This window comes from Nocardioides alkalitolerans DSM 16699, assembly GCF_000426525.1.
Classification (GTDB): domain Bacteria; phylum Actinomycetota; class Actinomycetes; order Propionibacteriales; family Nocardioidaceae; genus Nocardioides; species Nocardioides alkalitolerans.
Window position 1 is genome coordinate 1158653 of sequence record NZ_KE384533.1, and the last position, 17134, is coordinate 1175786.

17 protein-coding genes are annotated in these 17134 nt (G+C 75.0%); 9 read left to right on the plus strand and 8 right to left on the minus strand.

The genetic code is table 11. The annotated features are described in order from the left end of the window. Nucleotides 1-9: 9 nt before the first annotated feature. The 3 genes from K329_RS31355 to K329_RS0122365 form a co-directional block, all read right to left on the minus strand. Nucleotides 10-147, minus strand: coding sequence for a hypothetical protein (locus tag K329_RS31355; RefSeq protein WP_169721627.1), 138 nt, complete (start codon nt 145-147; stop codon nt 10-12). A 44-nt stretch (nt 148-191) separates the two neighbouring features. Then, the gene (locus K329_RS0122360) at nt 192-452 is read right to left on the minus strand and encodes a hypothetical protein (RefSeq protein WP_028474775.1); all 261 of its coding nucleotides are present in this window, start codon (nt 450-452) and stop codon (nt 192-194) included. Between the two features lie 63 nt (nt 453-515). Further along, nucleotides 516-1424: a 1,4-dihydroxy-2-naphthoate polyprenyltransferase gene (locus K329_RS0122365; RefSeq protein ID WP_028474776.1), complete on the minus strand. Its 909-nt coding sequence runs from the start codon at nt 1422-1424 to the stop codon at nt 516-518. Nucleotides 1425-1498: 74 nt separating this feature from the next. Between K329_RS0122365 and K329_RS0122370 the strand changes: the two genes are divergently transcribed. From K329_RS0122370 to K329_RS0122385, 4 genes are read left to right on the plus strand one after another with little or no spacing between them, the layout of a single operon-like run. Beyond that, nucleotides 1499-2587 (plus strand): AMP-binding protein, encoded by a 1089-nt coding sequence (locus K329_RS0122370; protein ID WP_084541516.1) that lies wholly within the window; start codon nt 1499-1501, stop codon nt 2585-2587. Continuing rightward, nucleotides 2584-3600 carry an o-succinylbenzoate synthase gene (locus tag K329_RS28885; RefSeq protein WP_043644428.1) on the plus strand — a complete coding sequence of 339 codons (1017 nt, stop codon included), beginning with the start codon at nt 2584-2586 and terminating at the stop codon, nt 3598-3600. Before K329_RS0122370 ends, K329_RS28885 begins: the two co-directional genes overlap by 4 nt. Further along, nucleotides 3597-5390, plus strand: a complete 1794-nt coding sequence (menD, locus tag K329_RS28890) for a 2-succinyl-5-enolpyruvyl-6-hydroxy-3-cyclohexene-1-carboxylic-acid synthase (protein WP_052337234.1) — start codon at nt 3597-3599, stop codon at nt 5388-5390. Before K329_RS28885 ends, menD begins: the two co-directional genes overlap by 4 nt. Nucleotides 5391-5400: 10 nt before the next feature. After that, nucleotides 5401-6324, plus strand: coding sequence for a 2-hydroxyacid dehydrogenase (locus tag K329_RS0122385; protein WP_052337235.1), 924 nt, complete (start codon nt 5401-5403; stop codon nt 6322-6324). On the opposite strand, the gene mgtE is transcribed toward K329_RS0122385, so the two are convergent. The 3 genes from mgtE to K329_RS0122400 all read right to left on the minus strand — a co-directional run bounded on the left by mgtE (nt 6321) and on the right by K329_RS0122400 (nt 9747). Then, the gene (gene mgtE, locus K329_RS28895; RefSeq protein WP_052337236.1) at nt 6321-7661 is read right to left on the minus strand and encodes a magnesium transporter; all 1341 of its coding nucleotides are present in this window, start codon (nt 7659-7661) and stop codon (nt 6321-6323) included. The genes K329_RS0122385 and mgtE overlap by 4 nt on opposite strands. An 84-nt stretch (nt 7662-7745) precedes the next feature. Then, a complete protein-coding gene (locus K329_RS28900; protein ID WP_052337237.1) occupies nt 7746-8327 on the minus strand; it encodes a GNAT family N-acetyltransferase in 582 nt (193 codons plus the stop codon). A 178-nt stretch (nt 8328-8505) separates the two neighbouring features. Next, nucleotides 8506-9747 carry an APC family permease gene (locus tag K329_RS0122400; RefSeq protein ID WP_245596658.1) on the minus strand — a complete coding sequence of 414 codons (1242 nt, stop codon included), beginning with the start codon at nt 9745-9747 and terminating at the stop codon, nt 8506-8508. A 73-nt stretch (nt 9748-9820) separates the two neighbouring features. Between K329_RS0122400 and K329_RS0122405 the strand changes: the two genes are divergently transcribed. Both K329_RS0122405 and K329_RS0122410 read left to right on the plus strand, forming a co-directional pair. Further along, nucleotides 9821-10456, plus strand: coding sequence for an MBL fold metallo-hydrolase (locus K329_RS0122405; protein ID WP_028474780.1), 636 nt, complete (start codon nt 9821-9823; stop codon nt 10454-10456). A 144-nt stretch (nt 10457-10600) separates the two neighbouring features. Then, a complete protein-coding gene (locus K329_RS0122410) occupies nt 10601-11944 on the plus strand; it encodes an FAD-dependent oxidoreductase (RefSeq protein WP_028474781.1) in 1344 nt (447 codons plus the stop codon). Nucleotides 11945-12457: 513 nt separating this feature from the next. Here K329_RS0122410 and K329_RS0122415 read toward each other — a convergent pair. Continuing rightward, nucleotides 12458-13792: an isochorismate synthase gene (locus K329_RS0122415; RefSeq protein WP_043644430.1), complete on the minus strand. Its 1335-nt coding sequence runs from the start codon at nt 13790-13792 to the stop codon at nt 12458-12460. 66 nt (nt 13793-13858) lie between these two features. Between K329_RS0122415 and K329_RS0122420 the strand changes: the two genes are divergently transcribed. Further along, nucleotides 13859-14518, plus strand: coding sequence for a hypothetical protein (locus K329_RS0122420; RefSeq protein ID WP_028474783.1), 660 nt, complete (start codon nt 13859-13861; stop codon nt 14516-14518). A gap of 34 nt (nt 14519-14552) precedes the next feature. On the opposite strand, the gene K329_RS28905 is transcribed toward K329_RS0122420, so the two are convergent. Further along, nucleotides 14553-15443, minus strand: coding sequence for a L,D-transpeptidase family protein (locus tag K329_RS28905; protein WP_084541517.1), 891 nt, complete (start codon nt 15441-15443; stop codon nt 14553-14555). 130 nt (nt 15444-15573) lie between these two features. On the opposite strand from K329_RS28905, the gene K329_RS0122430 reads away from it, so the two are divergent. Together K329_RS0122430 and K329_RS0122435 are read left to right on the plus strand one after the other, a co-directional pair. Further along, entirely contained in the window at nt 15574-16263 is a 690-nt protein-coding gene (locus K329_RS0122430; protein WP_028474784.1) for a demethylmenaquinone methyltransferase, read from the plus strand. Between the two features lie 454 nt (nt 16264-16717). Then, nucleotides 16718-17077, plus strand: a complete 360-nt coding sequence (locus tag K329_RS0122435) for an NADH-quinone oxidoreductase subunit A (RefSeq protein ID WP_028474785.1) — start codon at nt 16718-16720, stop codon at nt 17075-17077. The last annotated feature ends 57 nt before the right edge of the window (nt 17078-17134 follow it).

Consider the following 17134-nt stretch of genomic DNA (forward strand, 5'->3'; position numbering starts at 1 on the left):
TGGCCGGGGTCAGCGGCGCTTGCGGCGCTCCAGGGCACCCGCGACACGGGTCTCGGACTGGCCGAGCACCTTCGCGAGCAGCTTGACGCGGAAGACGTACGCCGCGACGCCGCCGGCGACGAGCAGGAGGAAGATCAGGAACCACATGCCGCCACCCTAGGCCGCGCCGCCCCGTCAGCCCAGCAGTCCCGTCAGCCCAGTAGTCCCGGCAGCGCGAAGGCGAACAGCCCGACGCCGAAGACCAGCACACCGACCAGTGACCAGCCCGCGACGTACCAGCCCCAGCGCCCGGGGGTCTCGTTGCGCTCCAGCAGGAAGTCGAGGGTGCTGCGCTCGGTCTGGGGGCCCTCGGCGAACGCCCGCCGCAGCGCGAGCACGAGGACGAGCAGGCAGGCCAGGAAGGGCACGCCGAGGAATCCGACCAGCAGCAGCCCGATGATCGTGTCGACCACGGTGTCCCCCTCCGTGGCGGGCCCCCGCCCGCCGGAACCCGATGCTAGAGCGTCGCGACGAGGCTAGAGCGTCGCGACGAGCAGGCCCACGAACAGGCCGACGCCGGCGAGCAGCTCGGAGACGCCGGTGCGGGCGAGCACCGGGATCAGCGCGGGGCCGGCCGCACCGCCCAGCACGAGGCGGGTGGCGGGCACCGCGGGTGCGAGCAGGGCCAGGCCGAGCAGGGCCCACCACGAGGTGACGGCCGCGAGCACGACGACGAGGGCCACCGCGAGGGCGACGAGGGCGGCGTAGAAGCCGCGGGTCCGGCGGTCGCCGAGCCGCACGGCGAGGGTCCGCTTGCCGGCGATCGTGTCGGTCGGCACGTCGCGGAGGTTGTTGGCCACGAGGATCGCGCAGGCGAGCGCACCGACGCAGGCACCGGCGTACAGGCTGAGGGGCAGCGTGTCGGCGGTGAACGCGCCGGCCTGCACGTAGGTGGTGCCCACGGTCGCGACGAGGCCGAAGAAGACGAAGACCATCACCTCGCCGAGCCCGAGGTAGCCGTACGGGTTCGAGCCGCCGGTGTAGAACCAGGCCGCGACGACGCAGACGGCACCGAGGGCCACGAGCCACCAGGCCGTGGTGGCCGCGAGCACCAGGCCGGCGACCCCCGCGACGCCGAACGCGGCGAAGGCGGCGAGCTTCACGGCCCGGGGCGAGGCGAGGCCCGACCCGACGAGGCGCAGGGGCCCCACGCGGTCGTCGTCGGTGCCGCGGATGCCGTCGGAGTAGTCGTTGGCGTAGTTCACGCCCACCTGCAGCGCGAGCGCCACGACCCCGGCGAGCAGGGCCTTCCACCAGACGGCCACGTCGGCGTACGCCGCCACCCCGGTGCCGGCGAGCACGGGGGCGACCGCCGCGGGCAGGGTCCGGGGGCGCGCCCCCGCGAGCCAGTGGGCGGGGGTGGCACGGGCCGCGGGCGTGGACATGAGCGCTGATTCAAGCACCGTCCGGGCGCTCGGTCGCAGGCAGGCCGTGCGGGGCGCAGGACTACCCTGCCGGGGTGTCGTCGCTGCGTCCCGTCTCCGGTCCTCCCGCCGCCGTCGTCGACGCCCTCGCGGCCTGGCTGGCGGAGCCGGCCGAGCCGGAGCCGCTGGTGGTCGAGACCTCCGGTTCCAGCGGACGGCCGAAGCGCGTCGTGCTGTCGCGCCGCGCGGTGCTGGCCTCCGGGCGCGCCACCGCCGAGCGGCTCGGGGTCGAGGGCCAGTGGCTGCTGGCGGTGCCCGCGTCGTACGTCGCCGGGGTGCAGGTGGTCGTGCGCTCCCTCGTCGCGGGCCACCGGCCCGTGCTGGTCGACGACCACCCCTCGTTCCTCGACGCCGTCGCCGCGCTGACGCCCGACCTGCCCCACCTGGTCTCGCTCGTGCCGACCCAGCTGCACCGGATGCTCGACGACCCGGCGACGGCCGCGGCGCTCGCCGGCTTCCACACCGTGCTCCTCGGGGGCGGTCCGTTCGAGCCCTCGCTGCGGGAGCGGGCGGCCGCCGCGGGCGTCCGGATGGTCGCGACCTACGGGTCGGCGGAGACCGCGGGCGGCTGCGTGTACGACGGGTGGCCGCTCCCCGGCGTACGCCTCGAGATCGACCTGCCCGACGGCGCCGCACCGGACGCGACCGGACGGGTGCGGCTCGGCGGGCCGACGCTCTTCGACCGCTACGAGGGCGACGCGGCGCTCACCGGCGCGACGCTCGTCGACGGCTGGTTCCTCACCTCGGACGCCGGTCGGCTGCTGCCCGACGGCCGGCTCGAGCTCTTCGGCCGGCTGGACGACGTGGTCGTCTCGGGCGGCGTCAACGTGCCGGCCCCGGCGGTCGCGCGGCGCCTGCGCGCGCACCGGGGCGTCGAGGAGGCCGAGGTGCTCGGCGTGCCCGACCCGGAGTGGGGGCGCCGGGTCGTCGCCTTCGTGGTGCCCCGCACGGACGCCGCCCGTCCCGGCCTCGAGCGCGACGCCGTGCGCGACTGGGTGGCCGCCGAGCTGCCGCGCGCCTGGGCGCCGCGCGACGTGCTGCTGCTCGAGGCGCTGCCCCTGCTCGACAACGGCAAGGTCGACCGGGTGCGCCTGCGGGCGCTCGCGGAGGAGGACGCCCGATGACCCCGCTCCCGCGCCTCCAGGTCGTCGCGCTCCCGCTCACCACCCGCTTCCGCGGCATCACCGTGCGCGAGGTCGCGTTCGTCGAGGGTGCCGGGCCCGACGGGGCGCCGGGCCGGGGCGAGTGGTCGCCGTTCGTCGAGTACGACGCGGCGACCGCCGAGCCCTGGCTCCGTTGCGCCGAGGAGGCGGCGGCCGGTGCCTGGCCGACGGCGCTGCGGGACTCCGTGCCCGTCAACGTCACCGTGCCGGCCTGCTCGCCCGAGGAGGCGCACCGCATCACCGTCGCCGGGGGCTGCCGCACCGCGAAGGTGAAGGTGGCGGAGCGCGGCCAGACCCTGGCCGACGACGTCGCCCGCGTCGAGGCCGTGCGCGACGCCCTGGACACGGCGCCGGGGGCCGCGGGACTGGAGCGGGGTCGGGTCCGCGTGGATGCGAACGGCGGCTGGTCGGTCGACGAGGCCGTGCGGGCCATCGCGCTGCTCGACCGCGCGGCCGGAGGCCTGGAGTACGTGGAGCAGCCGTGCGCCACGGTCGAGGAGCTCGCCGCGGTGCGCCGCCGGGTCGACGTGCCGGTCGCCGCGGACGAGTCGATCCGCCGGGCCGCGGACCCCTACCGCGTGCGCGACCTCGAGGCCGCCGACATCGCCGTGCTCAAGGTGCAGCCGCTCGGCGGGGTCGCGGCCTGCCTGCGCATCGCCGCCGACATCGGCCTGCCCGTGGTGGTCTCGTCGGCCCTGGAGTCCTCGGTCGGCATCGCCGCCGGTCTCGCGCTCGCCGCCGCGCTCCCCGAGCTGCCGCACGCGTGCGGCCTGGCGACCGTGCAGCTGCTCGCCGCCGACGTCGTCGCCGACCCGCTCCTGCCCGTCGACGGGGTCCTGCCCGTCCTGCCGGCGCCGGGTCCCCGGCCGCTGCCCGAGCTGCTCGAGCGGTACGCCGCTGCGCCCGACCGCGTCGCCTGGTGGCAGGAGCGGCTCGCCGCCACCCTCGCCGTGCGGCAGGATCGCCGGTCGTGACCGCTGAGCCGACCGCCGTCCTGCTGGCCCGTGACGTCGTCGCCGCCCTCGTGGGGGCCGGCGTGCGCGAGCTGGTCGTCGCGCCGGGGTCGCGCAACGCGCCGCTGGCCTTCGCCGCGTACGACGCCGCGAGCGGGGGCCCCGGTGCCGGTGGTGCCGGCGGGGAGCCGCTCGTGCGGCTCCACACCCGCATCGACGAGCGCACCGCCGGGTTCCTCGCGCTCGGGCTCACCAAGGCCGGCGCCCGGGCGGCGGTCGTCTGCACCTCGGGCACCGCCGTCGCGAACCTGCACCCGGCCGTGCTCGAGGCCGCCCACGCCGGGGTCGGGCTGGTGGTGGTGACGGCCGACCGGCCAGCCGCGCTGCGCGGCTCGGGTGCGAGCCAGACGACCGACCAGGTGCGGATCTTCGGCGAGGCGGCCCCGTTCCTCGACCTCGCCGCCGACGCGGCCGGCGCGCCCGACGGCGACGTCGCTGCTCTCCTGGCCACCACGACCGGTCCCGTGCACCTCAACGTCCAGCTCACGCCCCCGCTGGTGCCCCTCGCCCCGTGGCCGGCCGCCGAGCTCGAGGCCCTGCGCGCCGCGGCCGCCGCACCGACGGCGGCGCTGCCCTCGCGCCGTACGGGCCTCGCCTACCGCGACCGCCTCGCCGCCGGCGAGGTGACGCTGCTGCCCCGGGGCCCGCGCACGGTCGTGGTCGCGGGCGACGACGCCGGACCGGCCGTGCGCCAGCTCGCCGAGCGGGCCGGGTGGCCGCTGCTCGCCGAGCCCAGCTCGGGCGCGCGCACCGGCCCGAACGCCCTGCGCTGCTACCCCCTGCTGCTGGCCGACGACGCCCCCGGTGCGCTCGTCGCGCAGGTCGAACGGGTGGTCGTGGCCGGCCACCCCACGCTCTCGCGCCCGGTCACCGCCCTGCTGTCGCGCGACGACGTCGAGGTCGTCTCCTGGCGCCACGCCGGGCGCTGGACACGCCGCCCGTACGCCGTGGCCGCCGAGCACGACCTGCTGGGCGTCGAGGAGCCCGACGCCGGCGACGACCCCGCCGACGGGGCCGCCGACGGGGCCTGGCTCGCCGCCTGGCACGCGGCCGACGCAGCGGTCGCCCGCGAGGTGGACCGCACGCTCGCCCTTGAGGGCGACCTCACGCCGTACGAGGTGGCGGGCGCCGTGCACCGGGCGCTCCCGCCCGGGGGGCTGCTCGTCGTGGGTGCGTCGAGCCCCGTGCGCGACCTCGACCTCATGGCCCCGCCCCACCCGGCCGGCCAGCGACGGCTCGTGCTCGCCAACCGCGGGCTCGCCGGCATCGACGGCACGCTGTCGACGGCGATCGGCGCGGCCCTGGGGCGCCGCGACTCCTCGCGGGCGCTCGCCCTCGTCGGCGACGTGACGTTCCTCCACGACGCGACCGCGCTGATGCTCGGGCCCCGCGAGGAGCGCCCGGAGCTCACGGTCGTGGTCGTCAACGACGACGGCGGGTCGATCTTCACGATGCTCGAGCAGGGCGCGCCGGCGTACGCCGCCCAGTTCGACACGCTCTTCGGCACCCCGCACGGCGTCGACCTCGCGAGCCTCTGCGCCGCGAGCCGCACCCCGCACTGGCGGGTGGAGTCGCTGCTCGAGCTGGAGCACGCGCTGAGCTCCCCGGCGGGCGGGATCGAGGTCGTCGAGGTGCGCGTGCGGCGCGACAACCGCCGCGAGCTCGACGCGCGCTTGCGGGCGCTGGGACGCAGCGGGGACAGCAGGGGGGACGAGTCGGCGGCCGCCGAGGAGCCGGGCGTCCGTCCGTAGGGTGGGGCGCATGGCCCAGGTGTGGATGGAGTACAGCCCCGACGAGATCGCCGCGGAGGTCGGGCCGTTGCCCGACAGCCTCACCTACGCGACGTACGACGGGGTGAGCGAGCCGGCGGGCATCGACGAGGTCGAGGTCTACGTGCCGCCGTACTTCGGGCCGGCCGACCCCGCCATCGTCACCCGGATGCCCGCGCTGCGCCTCGTGCAGGCGCCCAGTGCCGGTGTCGACCACCTGCTGCCCCACGTGCCCGCCGACGTCGGGCTGAGCCGCGCGACGGGCGTGCACGACCCGGGCACCGCGGAACTCGCGGTGGCCCTGATCCTCGTGGCGCAGCGCGACTTCCCGCGCTGGTTCGCGCAGCAGCAGCGCGGTGAGTGGAGCCAGTTCAACGGCGGCCCGTCGCTGGCCGACCGGCGCGTGCTGATCATCGGCTACGGCTCGATCGGCCAGGCGCTGCACCGGCGGCTCGAGGGCTTCGAGTGCGAGGTCGTGCCGGTCGCGACGTCGGCACGCAGCGGTCCGCTGGGCCCGGTGCACGGCATCGACGAGCTCGACGAGCTGCTGCCCGACGCCGACGTCGTGGTGCTCCTGACGCCCCTCACGCCCTCGACCGAGGGCCTCGTCGACGCCGCGTTCCTGGCCGCCCTGCCCGACGGCGCGCTGCTCGTCAACGTCGCGCGGGGCAAGGTCGTCGACACCGACGCGCTGCTCGCGGAGACGTCGTCCGGGCGCCTGCGGGCCGCCCTCGACGTCACCGACCCCGAGCCGCTCCCGGCCGACCACCCGCTGTGGACCACCCCGGGCGTCGTCGTCACCCCGCACGTCGCCGGAGGCACCACGGCGATGCGGCCGCGGCTGTTCGCGATCATCAAGGAGCAGCTGGAGCGGTACGTCGCGGGCGACGAGCCCGTGCACCAGGTGCCGCGCTAGATGCCCAGCACGACCTTGGCGATCGTGAAGTAGAGCACCAGGCCCGTCGTGTCGACGAAGGTCGAGATGAAGGGCGCCGAGACGATCGCCGGGTCGATGCCGATGCGCTTCGCGACCAGCGGCACGCTCGAGCCCACCGTGGTGGCGAGGGTGCACACGATCGTCACCGTCAGGCAGAGCACGAGGGCGATGTCGGCCCCCGCGATCGCGGCGGCGGGCAGGAAGCCGACGGTCGCCAGCGACGCCCCGAGCGCGAGCCCGGTGGCGGCCTCCCGGCCCACCACCCGCAGCAGGTCGCCGGGTCGTACGTCGCCCACGGCCATCGCGCGCACCACCGTCGTCGCGGCCTGCGAGCCCGCGTTGCCGCCGGTGCCGATGAGCAGCGGGATGAAGAGCGCGAGCGTGACGACGGTCTGCAGCTCGCCCTCGAAGTGGTTCTGCACCCCGACCGTCAGCGTGGCCGCACCGATGAGCGCGAACAGCCAGACCACGCGGGCGCGCACGAGCCCGAGCACCGGTACCGACAGGTAGGGCCGGCGCAGCGGCTCGGTGCCGCCGACGCGGGCGGAGTCCTCGTCGTCCTCCCTCTCCAGCACGCGCATCGCGTCGTCGACGGTGAAGATGCCGAGCAGGCGGTCCTCGTCGTCCACCACCGGTACGGCGACGAAGCCGCCGTCGCGCACGAGGTTGGCGGCGTCCTCGACGTCGTCGGACGCGCGCACCACCTGGGGCTCGGAGGCGACCTCCGCCACCGTGGTCGCGGGGTCGGAGACGAGCAGCCGGCGCAGGGAGACGACGCCGACCACGGCGCGGCCCGGTCCGAGCACGGGCACCGTGTAGATCGTCTCGACCTCGTCGGCGGCCTGCTTCAGCAGCTCGATGGCCTCGCCGCACGTCGTGTCCGGGTGCACCGACGCCACCGCCGGCGACATGCGCCGGCCGGCGCTGTCCTCCGGGTAGCCCAGCAGCGACGTGGTCCAGGCCCGCTCGCGCGGGGCGAGGCCGGCGAGCAGGCGGCGCGCGACGCCGGCGGGCAGCTCGTCGAGCAGCGGGGCGCGGTCGTCGGGGTCGAGCGCGGCGAAGATCTCCGCGACGGCCTCCTCGCGCAGCTCGTCGACGAGCTCGCGCTGGAGGGCGGGGTCGAGGTCCTCGAACACGGCCACCGCGCGGCCCTTGCCGAGCAGCCGGAACCCGATCGCCCGGTCCCGTGCCGTCATGCGCCCGAGCAGCTCGACGACCGCCGTGACGTCGCCGCGCGCGAGCCGGTCGTGCAGGCTCCGCAGCTCCGGCGTGGTGGGGTGCTCACCGACCGGCTCGGGGTTCTCGACGCTCTCCATGGGGTCAGGAGTAGCACGGGCGGGGCGGTAGTCCCTGACGCAGTGGTCGTGGTGGGACCCGGCGGACGACCGCTCCGTCAGGGACTACCCGCGGGCGGTGGCGCCCCGGCGCACCATCCGCAGGTCGTCGACCCCCAGGTGGGGGTCGGGCACGGGGTCGCCGTGGGCGACGAAGCCGTGGCGCTCGTAGAAGCCGCGGGCCCGGCCGTTGGCGGCCAGCACCACCAGCGTGCAGTCCGTGTCGGCGACCTCGGCGACCAGGAGCGCGTCGCCGACGCCGGTGCCCCACCACCCCCGCCGTACGTAGATCGCGTGCAGGTATAGCGCGGGGAGGTCGTCGTCGGCGGCGTCGGGGTCGCCCGGCCCCGACATGGCGAACCCGACCAGCCGCTCGCCCTCCGGCGCCGCGTGGACGGCCAGCACCGGCGGACGCTCCGAGGCCGCCATCTGCTCCCACATGCGGACCCGGCGCTCGTGGTTCGCCAGCACCGCCTCGAGCGCGTCCTGCGGGATCAGCCCGGGGTAGGCCTCGGCCCAGCAGTCGCGGTGCAGCGCCGCCCCGGCCTCGGCGTCGGCCGGCGTGGCCCGGCGCAGCGTGACGTCGGGCGGCAGCGGTAGGACGGCGGGGTCCTGGGCGGGGGCCTGGCCAGGGGAGGGCGTGCTCATCGCCCCATCCCACACGGCGGGCCGGGCCGTGCGCCACGGGGTTTCGTCGAGTTGTCGGGTCTGCACCGTCGTGCAGCGCCGAGTTGTCGGGTCTGCACCGTCGTACGACGCGGACTGGTGCGGTGCTGTGGTGTCCGGGTGGGTGTCCTGTCGCGTGTGCAGATGCCCGGACACCGCGTCACACGGGCCGCAGGCGCCGCACCCCGACCCGCACCAGCACCCCGAGGCCGACGACGACGCACCCGCCGACGACGGAGGCCACGGGCAGCGCGAACGCCAGCACGACGCAGCCGACCGCGCCGACCACCGGCACGACGCCGACGCCGAGGCCCTCGCGGCGACGTTGGGCGCCGGCGGCCAGGTTCGCGACGAGGTAGTAGAGCAGGACGCCGAACGACGAGAACCCGACGGCGTCGCGCAGGTCGAGGGTGAGCACGAGCGCCACCACGCAGGCGCCGACGGCCAGCTCGGCGCGGTGGGGCACGTCGTACGTCGGGTGCACGGCGTCCAGCCACCGCGGCAGCTCGCCGTCACGGGCCATGGCCAGCAAGGTCCGGCCGATGCCCGCGACGAGGGCGAGCAGCGCACCCAGCGCCGCGGCCGCCGCACCGACCTGGACGACGGGTCCGGTCCAGGTCGCCCCGCCCACCTCGGCGAGCGCCCGCACGGGCGCGACCGACCCGGCGACGCGCGCGGGGCCCAGCACGGCGAGCAGGGCCAGGGCCACCACGACGTACGTCGTCAGCACCACCGCGAAGGAGAGCCCGATCGCCCGCGGGATGGTGCGGGCGGGGTCGCGGACCTCCTCGCCCAGCGTGGCGATGCGGGCGTAGCCGGCGAACGCGAAGAAGAGCAGCCCGGCGGCCTGGAGCACGCCGTACGCGTCGACGTCACCGGTCGGCAGAGGCGGACGGAGACCGTCGGCGCCGACCAGGCCGACGACGACCGCCACCGCGAGCACGACGAGCGCGAGCAGGGCGATCGCCTTCGCGAGCCCGGCGGTCCGCGTCACGCCCCGGCAGTTCACGAGGGTGAGGGCCACGACCGCGCCGGCCGCGACGAGCCGTCCGACCGGCTCGGGCGCCGAGCCGGGCACGACGTACGCCGCGAACGCGAGCGCCATCGCGGCGCAGCTCGCCGTCTTGCCGACCACGAACGACCAGCCGGCCAGGTAGCCCCACCACGGGCCGAGCTGCTCGCGCCCGTGCACGTAGGTGCCGCCCGACGTCGGTCGTCGCGCCGCGAGGCGGGCCGACGACGAGGCGTTGCACCAGGCCACGCCCGCGGCCAGCGCCAGCGCCACCACGAGGGCCCGGCCCGCGACGTCGGCGGCCGGCGCGAACACGGTGAAGACCCCGGCCCCCACCATCGATGCCACCCCGATCGCCGCGGCGTCGGCCACTCCCAGTCGTCGTTGCACGCCGCGGATGGTGACCCATCAAGGTGTCGGCGAGGCGAACGACCGTCTCGGGGGCCGGACTACCGTGGAGGGCATGCGGATCACGAAGTTCGGCCACGCCTGCGTCCGTCTCGGTCACGAGGGCCACGCCGTCGTGCTCGACCCCGGGATGTTCACCGACCCCGAGGCCGTCGACGGCGCCACGGCGGTCCTCGTCACCCACGAGCACGCCGACCACCTCCACGTCGACCACCTGCGCGCCACCGACGCGCCCATCTGGACGATCGCGGCCGTCGCGCGAGCCATCGCCGAGCAGGCGCCGGACCTCACCGAGCGCGTCACCGTCGTCGCCCCCGGCGACCAGTTCGACGCCGCCGGGGTGAGGGTCACCGCCGTCGGCGAGCAGCACGCCGTGATCCACCCGGCCTACGACCGCATCACCAATTCCGGGTACGTCGTGGAGCTCGGCGACCGCTCCGTCTTCCACCCCGGCGACGCCCTCACCGGCCCCGGCCGCGCCGTCGACGTGCTGCTCGCCCCCGTGAGCGCCCCGTGGCTCAAGGTCGGCGAGGCGATCGACTTCGCCCGCGAGGTGGGCGCCCCGACCAACCTGGCGATCCACGACCGGGTCTACTCCGACGCGGGCCTGTCGATGACCGACGGACACTTCCGCACCCTGCTCGCCGAGGGCCAGACCTACGCCCGCATCGCCGACGGCGCCGACCTCTGAGCGCCCTGCCCGCCGTACCCGCTCGACGCTCCGACCCCGCTCCGCCGTCATCTGGACGTGAGCCATCTGGCACTCGTTCTTCTGGGAGAATCGTCGGTCGGTAGTTAGCCTGGCCTAACCCGTGTTCCGTCTGGAGGAAGAACTGTGCGCCCCATCAATGTTGCCGTCGTCGGTGCCGGCCCGGCTGGCATCTACGCCGCCGACATCCTGACCAAGGAGTACCCCGGTGCGACGGTCGACGTGTTCGACCGGCTGCCTGCTCCCTACGGCCTGGTCCGGTACGGCGTCGCGCCCGACCACCCGCGCATCAAGGAGATCATCAAGGCCCTGCGCCGGGTGCTCTCGCGCGACGAGATCCGGTTCGTCGGCAACGTCGACTTCGGCACCGACGTCAAGCTCTCCGACCTCCGCCCGTTCTACGACGCGGTGATCTTCTCGACGGGCGCGATCTTCGACCGCGACCTCGACATCCCGGGCATCGACCTCGAGGGCAGCTACGGCGCCGCCGACTTCGTGTCCTGGTACGACGGCCACCCCGACTACCCGCGCGAGTGGCCGCTGACCGCCAAGCACGTGGCCGTGCTGGGTGCCGGGAACGTGGCCCTCGACGTCGCGCGCATGCTGGTGAAGCCGGCCGACGAGCAGCTGACCACCGAGATCCCGGACAACGTCTACCAGGGCCTCAAGGTCAACCAGGCGACCGACGTGCACGTCTTCGCTCGCCGTGGCCCGGCCCAGATCAAGTTCACGCCCATGGAGCTGCGCGAGCTGTCGCACTCCCCGAGCGTCGACGTGATCGTGCACCCCGAGGGCTTCGAGATCGACGAGGCCTCCGAGAAGGCGATCCAGGCGACCAAGGCCGTGCGCCTCGTGGCCGACACGCTGCTGAAGTACATGGAGGCCGAGCCCACCGGCGCGCCCCACCGCATCCACATCCACCTCTGCCAGGCGCCCGTCGAGGTGCTCGGCGAGGACGGCAAGGTCGCGGGGCTCAAGGTCGAGGTCACCGAGCTCGACGGCACCGGCAACGCGCGCTCGACGGGCGAGTTCAAGACGTACGACGTGGAGGCCGTCTACCGCGCGGTCGGCTACAAGTCCTCCCCGCTCGCCGACGTGCCGTTCGACGACACCGACAACGTCATCCCCAACGCGGGCGGCCGCGTGCTCGACCTCGACGGCGAGCACGTGCCCGGCACGTACTGCACCGGCTGGGTCAAGCGCGGCCCGGTCGGGCTCATCGGGCACACCAAGTCGGACGCCGCCGAGACCGTCGCGAACCTCATCGCCGACATCGACAGCACCCCGGCGCCCGAGCACGACGACCGCGACGCGATCCTGCGCCACCTGACCGAGCGCGGCGTCGACTTCACGTCGTGGGACGGCTGGGTCGCCCTCGACGCCCACGAGGTCTCGCTCGGCGAGGCCGTCGGCCGCGAGCGCATCAAGGTCGTCGACCGCGAGGAGATGCTCAGCCGCTCGCGCGGCTGACGCCCCGGTTCTCCAGGACGCCGGTCCACCCCGCGAGGGGTGGGCCGGCGTCGTGCGTCTCGGGGCCGGCCCGTTCGCGGTAGGAGGTACCCGTGCGACGGGTACGAGGTACCGCGAACGGCGGCGGGCCCGCGCCGTACGGCCTGGGCCTGCTCCGTCCGCACCAGTGCCGGGGAGCGGTGCCACCTGGTGGCAGCGGACCCCGGTGCTGACTCCGGGCCGGCCGGACGTCACGCCCCGACGGGCTGCGGTGTGAGCGCCCCGTCTGCCCTGTCGCTGACACCGCGACCACCACGCCCCGACGGGCTGCGGTGTGAGCGCCCCGTCCGCCCCGTCGCTGACACCGCAACCCGAGCAGGGTCGGTTCGCGGTAGGAGATACCCGTGCGACGGGTACGAGGTACCGCGAACGATGGCCATGCACACGTGCGCGGTAGGAGATACCCGTGCGACGGGTACGAGGTACCGCGAACGGTGCAGCCGCCACCCCCCAGGGCGCCGGCCGGCGAGCGCCTCAGCCCCCGAGCGCCCCGCGCACGGGCTCGAGCTTGGCCTGGCTCTCGGCGAGCTCGGCCGCCGGGTCGGAGCCGGCGACGATGCCGCAGCCGGCGTACAGGCGGACGCGCCCGGTGCCGTCGGCAGCCGTCTCGATCTGGGCGGAGCGCAGCGCGATGCCCCACTCGCCGTCGCCGGAGGCGTCCATCCAGCCGACGGGTCCGGCGTACCGGCCGCGCTCCATGCCCTCGAGCTCGGCGATGAGGGCGGTGGCGGTCGCGGTGGGCGTGCCGCCGACGGCGGCGGAGGGGTGGAGCGACGCGGCCAGGCCCAGCGACGAGCTCGGGTCGTCGTCGGGCACGACGCCGGTGACGTCGGTGGCGAGGTGCATGACGTTCGGCAGGTGCAGCACGAACGGCGACTCGGGCACGTTCATCGACGAGCAGTGCGGCTCGAGCGAGTCGGCGACGGATCGCACGGCGTACTCGTGCTCCTCGAGGTCCTTCGACGACCGCGCCAGCTCGCCGGCCAGCCCGGCGTCGCGCACCTCGTCGCCGGTCCGGCGGATCGTGCCGGCCAGCACGCGCGACGTGACGAGGCCCCGCTCCTGGCGCACGAGCATCTCGGGGGTCGCGCCGAAGAGGCCGTCGACGTGGAAGGTCCAGCAGGTGGGGTACGCCGCGGCGAGGCGTCGCAGTGGCCACCGGACGTCGACGGGGGCGTCGGTCGTGGCGACGATGTCGCGGGCCAGCACCACCTTCTCGAGATCGCCGGCGTCGATGCGGGCCACCGCGTCGGCCACGACGGCCTGCCAGGCGTCGTCGTCGAGCCCGCCGGGCCCGAAGACCACGGGGGAGGGCACGGCGGGGGCCTCGGCGACGCGCAGCGCGGGCGCGCCGATGCTGTCGTGGCCGATGGTGGTGAGCCAGCGCTGGCCACCACGGCGGCCCACGACGACGCGGGGCACGACGAGCGTCGAGGTGCCGGGGTCGTCGGCGAACGCGAAGGAGCCGAAGGCCACGAGGCCGCTGCCGGGCAGGTCGACCTCGTCGCGCACGACGGAGCGGGCCGTCAGCTCGCGCCACCAGGCGTCGGCGTCGGCGAAGCGGGTCGCGCCCGAGGTCGTGATGGTGGCGGCCACGCCCCAGCCGACGATGCCGTCGCCGCCGCGCAGCCAGGCGAGCGAGCCGTCGGCGGGCAGGAGGTCGACCAGGGGCACGTCGTCGGGCACGTCACCGGCGGAGGCCAGGGAGTCCAGCGGCACCGTGCGCACGGCCAGCGGGACCTGGTGCGCGGCCGGCGCGGCGCCGCCTGCGGGCCGCGCGGCACCGGGGCGGGGGGCGCTCGTGCTCATCCTCGCCAGACTACTGGCCCGTACGTCGTGGGCCGATCCTGGTGCGCGTTGCTACGGTCACACGCTGTGCCCCCCACCCCGAAGCCCGCCTCGAAGCCCGCCCTGCGTCTCGGTGCCCTCGGTCCCGTGCTCGCCGGCGTCGTCGCGCTCCTGCTGCTGACGTTCTTCGCGGTCGGGCTGCCCGAGCTGGTCGACGGCGGTGACGAGGAGGCTCCCGCGGGTACGGCGGCCGCCCCCGACGAGGATGCCTCCCCGGGCGCGGAGCTCGTCCTGCCCGAGGACGTCGGCGGCTGGTCGACGCCGACCTCGATCCTCCGCGAGGACGGCCAGGACGAGGAGGCGGACGAGCTCGACGGCTTCTGGACCTACGCCGACGGCCAGCTCGACGCCGCCGCGGGCGTGCCCAACGACGCCGAGCGCTACATCGAGCTCGCGACGGGCTCGCAGGTCGCGATCCAGGCCTACCGCGGCCCGGACGGTCCGCTGGTGCCCGCGACGCTGCAGGATCCCGAGGCCGGCCAGAGCCGGATCCTGCTCCAGAGCTTCGGCGACCTCGACTGCGTGCTCGACGTCATCGCCGGCGAGACGTCGCCGACGCCGCAGATCCAGGAGATGCAGTGCCGACGCACCTCCGACGACCTGACCATCCGCGCGTTCGTGCTGAGCGGGGCGTCGGGGGAGTCGGTGCGCGGGCTCGTCGACCAGCTGTGGGAGCAGCTGGCCTGAGCCCCGGGCCCGGGTGGCCGGCGACGACCGGCGCTCAGGACCAGTAGACGACCACGGAGTCGCCGACCTCGACCTGGTCGAAGAGCGCCTCGATGCCGTCGCGGTCCCGCACGTTGACGCAGCCGTGCGAGGCGCCGTTGTAGCCGTTCGCCGCGAAGTCGGGCGAGTAGTGCACCGCCTGGCCGCCGGAGAAGAACATCGCGAACGGCATCGGGGTGTCGTAGATGCTCGAGACGTGGTCGCGGCTCTTCCGCTCCACGCTGAAGGCGCCCTCGCGGGTCTCCATGCCCTCGCGGCCGAAGCGCACGTCGAACGTCGCCCCCACGTCGCCGTCCACCACCCAGCGCAGCGTGCGGGTCGTCTTGTCGATGCAGAGCACCCGGCCCTCCCGGCAGCGGGGATCGAGGTCGCCCGCCACCGGCGCGATGTTGTGCATCTCCTCGTACGTCGGCGGGCCGGTCATCTCGTGGAGGCGCGTGAGGGTGCGGTCGTCGACCTCGCCGGTCACCGGGAACGCGCGCTTGCCCTGGAAGCCCTCGACCGCGGCGACGGTGGTGTCGTCGTACGTGCCGCTGACCTCGGTGAGCCAGTCGATCTGCACCAGGCGGGCCTGCAGGTCGCGGACCTCGTCGCCGGAGTCGCCGGCGGAGTAGATCGCGGGGCCCGGCTCGAGGGTGGGCTCCGCGGTCGGCTCCTCCGTCGGCTCCTCCGTCGGCGCGGCGCTGGGCTCGTCCGTCGGCTCGTCGGTCGGGGAGGCCGGGGCGTCGTTCGTGGGCTCGTGCCCGACCGGCGAGGGCGAGTCGGCGACCCCCGCCGTCGGCTCGCCGTCGCCCGTGCGCTCGGCGACGCGGACCACGCCGTACGTCGCGGAAGCCACCAGGCCGAGGGTCAGCAGGACCAGCAGGGTGGTGCGCAGGATCTTCACGGTCGTTCCCCCGGGTGAGCTCGTGCGTGCTCCGGTGACCGGTCACGCGGCGGCCCACCGTGGGCCGTCACCTGGAGAGACGTCGCCGACCCCCGACGGGTTGCATCGGCTTTCCCCGTAGGCTCGGTCCGTGGCCCGTGCAGAGCTGGACAAGCAGCCGACCGACGTCCGACGCATGTTCGACGCCGTCGCGAAGCGGTACGACGTCACCAACGACGTGCTCTCGCTCGGGCAGGACCGTCGCTGGCGACGCGACGTGATCAAGGCCGTCGACCCGCAGGCCGGCGACCTCGTGCTGGACCTCGCCGCCGGGACGGGCACGTCGAGCGCCCCGTTCCTCGCCGAGGGCGCCGTGGTCGTGCCCTGCGACTTCTCGATCGGCATGCTCCGGGTCGGCAAGCAGAACCGTCCGCACCTGCCCTTCACCGCCGGCGACGCCACCCGTCTGCCGTTCGCGGACGACACGTTCGACGCGGTCACGATCTCCTTCGGCCTGCGCAACGTCGTCGACACGGAGGCCGCCCTCGCGGAGATGCACCGGGTGACCCGCCCCGGCGGCCGCCTCGTCGTCTGCGAGTTCTCCCACCCGACCTGGGCACCGTTCCGCACGGCCTATGTCGAGTACCTGATGAAGGCGCTGCCGCCCGTCGCCACCGCGGTGTCGTCGTCGCCGGACGCCTACGTCTACCTCGCCGAGTCCATCCGCGCCTGGCCCGACCAGCCGGCGCTCGCCGCCCTCATCGACGCGGCCGGCTGGAGCGGCGCCGAGTGGCGCAACCTCTCCGGCGGGATCGTCGCGCTGCACCGCGCCACCGCCTGACGCGCTCGCGTCGTACGACGCCGGCCGCGCCCTACCTGACCCCGCCGCGTCCTGCCCCGGCCGTCCCCGGCCTGCGCGGAGCGTGGCGGACGCCCGCACGTTCTCGCGTCGTCGCGCTGCGTCGGTCCGCCACACTCCGCCGACCCGACGCCGACGCCGACGCCGACCCGACCCGCGCCGACCCGACGCCGACCCGGCGCTGACCCCTCCACGGGCTCCGGGATCACCCGCCACCACCGCCGAATCGCGGATCCATCCACGGGTCCGCCATTTAGCCAAGTGGTTCGTGCGCTAAATCCGCAGGTCAGGAGGGGTGGAGGGGGCTGGCGGTCGCCGTTCGGAGATGGGTAGTGTGATGCACGGCACTATGTGAACTGTTTCACAAGTTCACGAACGGACGTCTGCGTGCGCACCGGCACCCCGGTTCGCACGAACCGGAGAGAGGGAGTGCGCGGTGGAGCTCTACACCCCGGTGCTCGCCCTGCTGGCCCTCGCGGCCGGCTTCGCGATCTTCTCGGTCGCGGTCAGCACGCTGACCGGGCCGAAGCGCTACAACCGAGCGCGCCTGGACTCCTACGAGTGCGGCATCGAGCCGACGCCCCAGCCCTTCGGTGGCGGGCGCATCCCGGTGAAGTACTACACGGTCGCGATGACCTTCATCATCTTCGACGTCGAGATCATGTTCCTCGTCCCGTGGGCCGTCTACTTCGACCAGCTCTCGTGGTTCGGCCTCATCGCCGTCGTGCTCTTCCTCTTCAACATCACGCTCGCCTACGCCTACGAGTGGCGCCGCGGCGGGCTCGACTGGGACTGAGCGCCGCGATGCACACCCAGTGCCTGCGCTCTCCAGCAGCCGACCCCGGGCTGCCTC

What these genes read in the sequence shown, in the direction of transcription:
- K329_RS0122405 (WP_028474780.1), top strand. Translation starts at nt 9,821, where the DNA reads ATGCGGATCACGAAGTTCGGCCACGCCTGCGTCCGTCTCGGTCACGAG.
- K329_RS0122365 (WP_028474776.1), bottom strand. Translation starts at nt 1,424, where the DNA reads ATGTCCACGCCCGCGGCCCGTGCCACCCCCGCCCACTGGCTCGCGGGG.
- K329_RS0122385 (WP_052337235.1), top strand. Translation starts at nt 5,401, where the DNA reads ATGGCCCAGGTGTGGATGGAGTACAGCCCCGACGAGATCGCCGCGGAG.
- K329_RS28900 (WP_052337237.1), bottom strand. Translation starts at nt 8,327, where the DNA reads ATGAGCACGCCCTCCCCTGGCCAGGCCCCCGCCCAGGACCCCGCCGTC.
- K329_RS31355 (WP_169721627.1), bottom strand. Translation starts at nt 147, where the DNA reads ATGTGGTTCCTGATCTTCCTCCTGCTCGTCGCCGGCGGCGTCGCGGCG.
- K329_RS28885 (WP_043644428.1), top strand. Translation starts at nt 2,584, where the DNA reads ATGACCCCGCTCCCGCGCCTCCAGGTCGTCGCGCTCCCGCTCACCACC.
- K329_RS0122415 (WP_043644430.1), bottom strand. Translation starts at nt 13,792, where the DNA reads ATGAGCACGAGCGCCCCCCGCCCCGGTGCCGCGCGGCCCGCAGGCGGC.
- mgtE (WP_052337236.1), bottom strand. Translation starts at nt 7,661, where the DNA reads ATGGAGAGCGTCGAGAACCCCGAGCCGGTCGGTGAGCACCCCACCACG.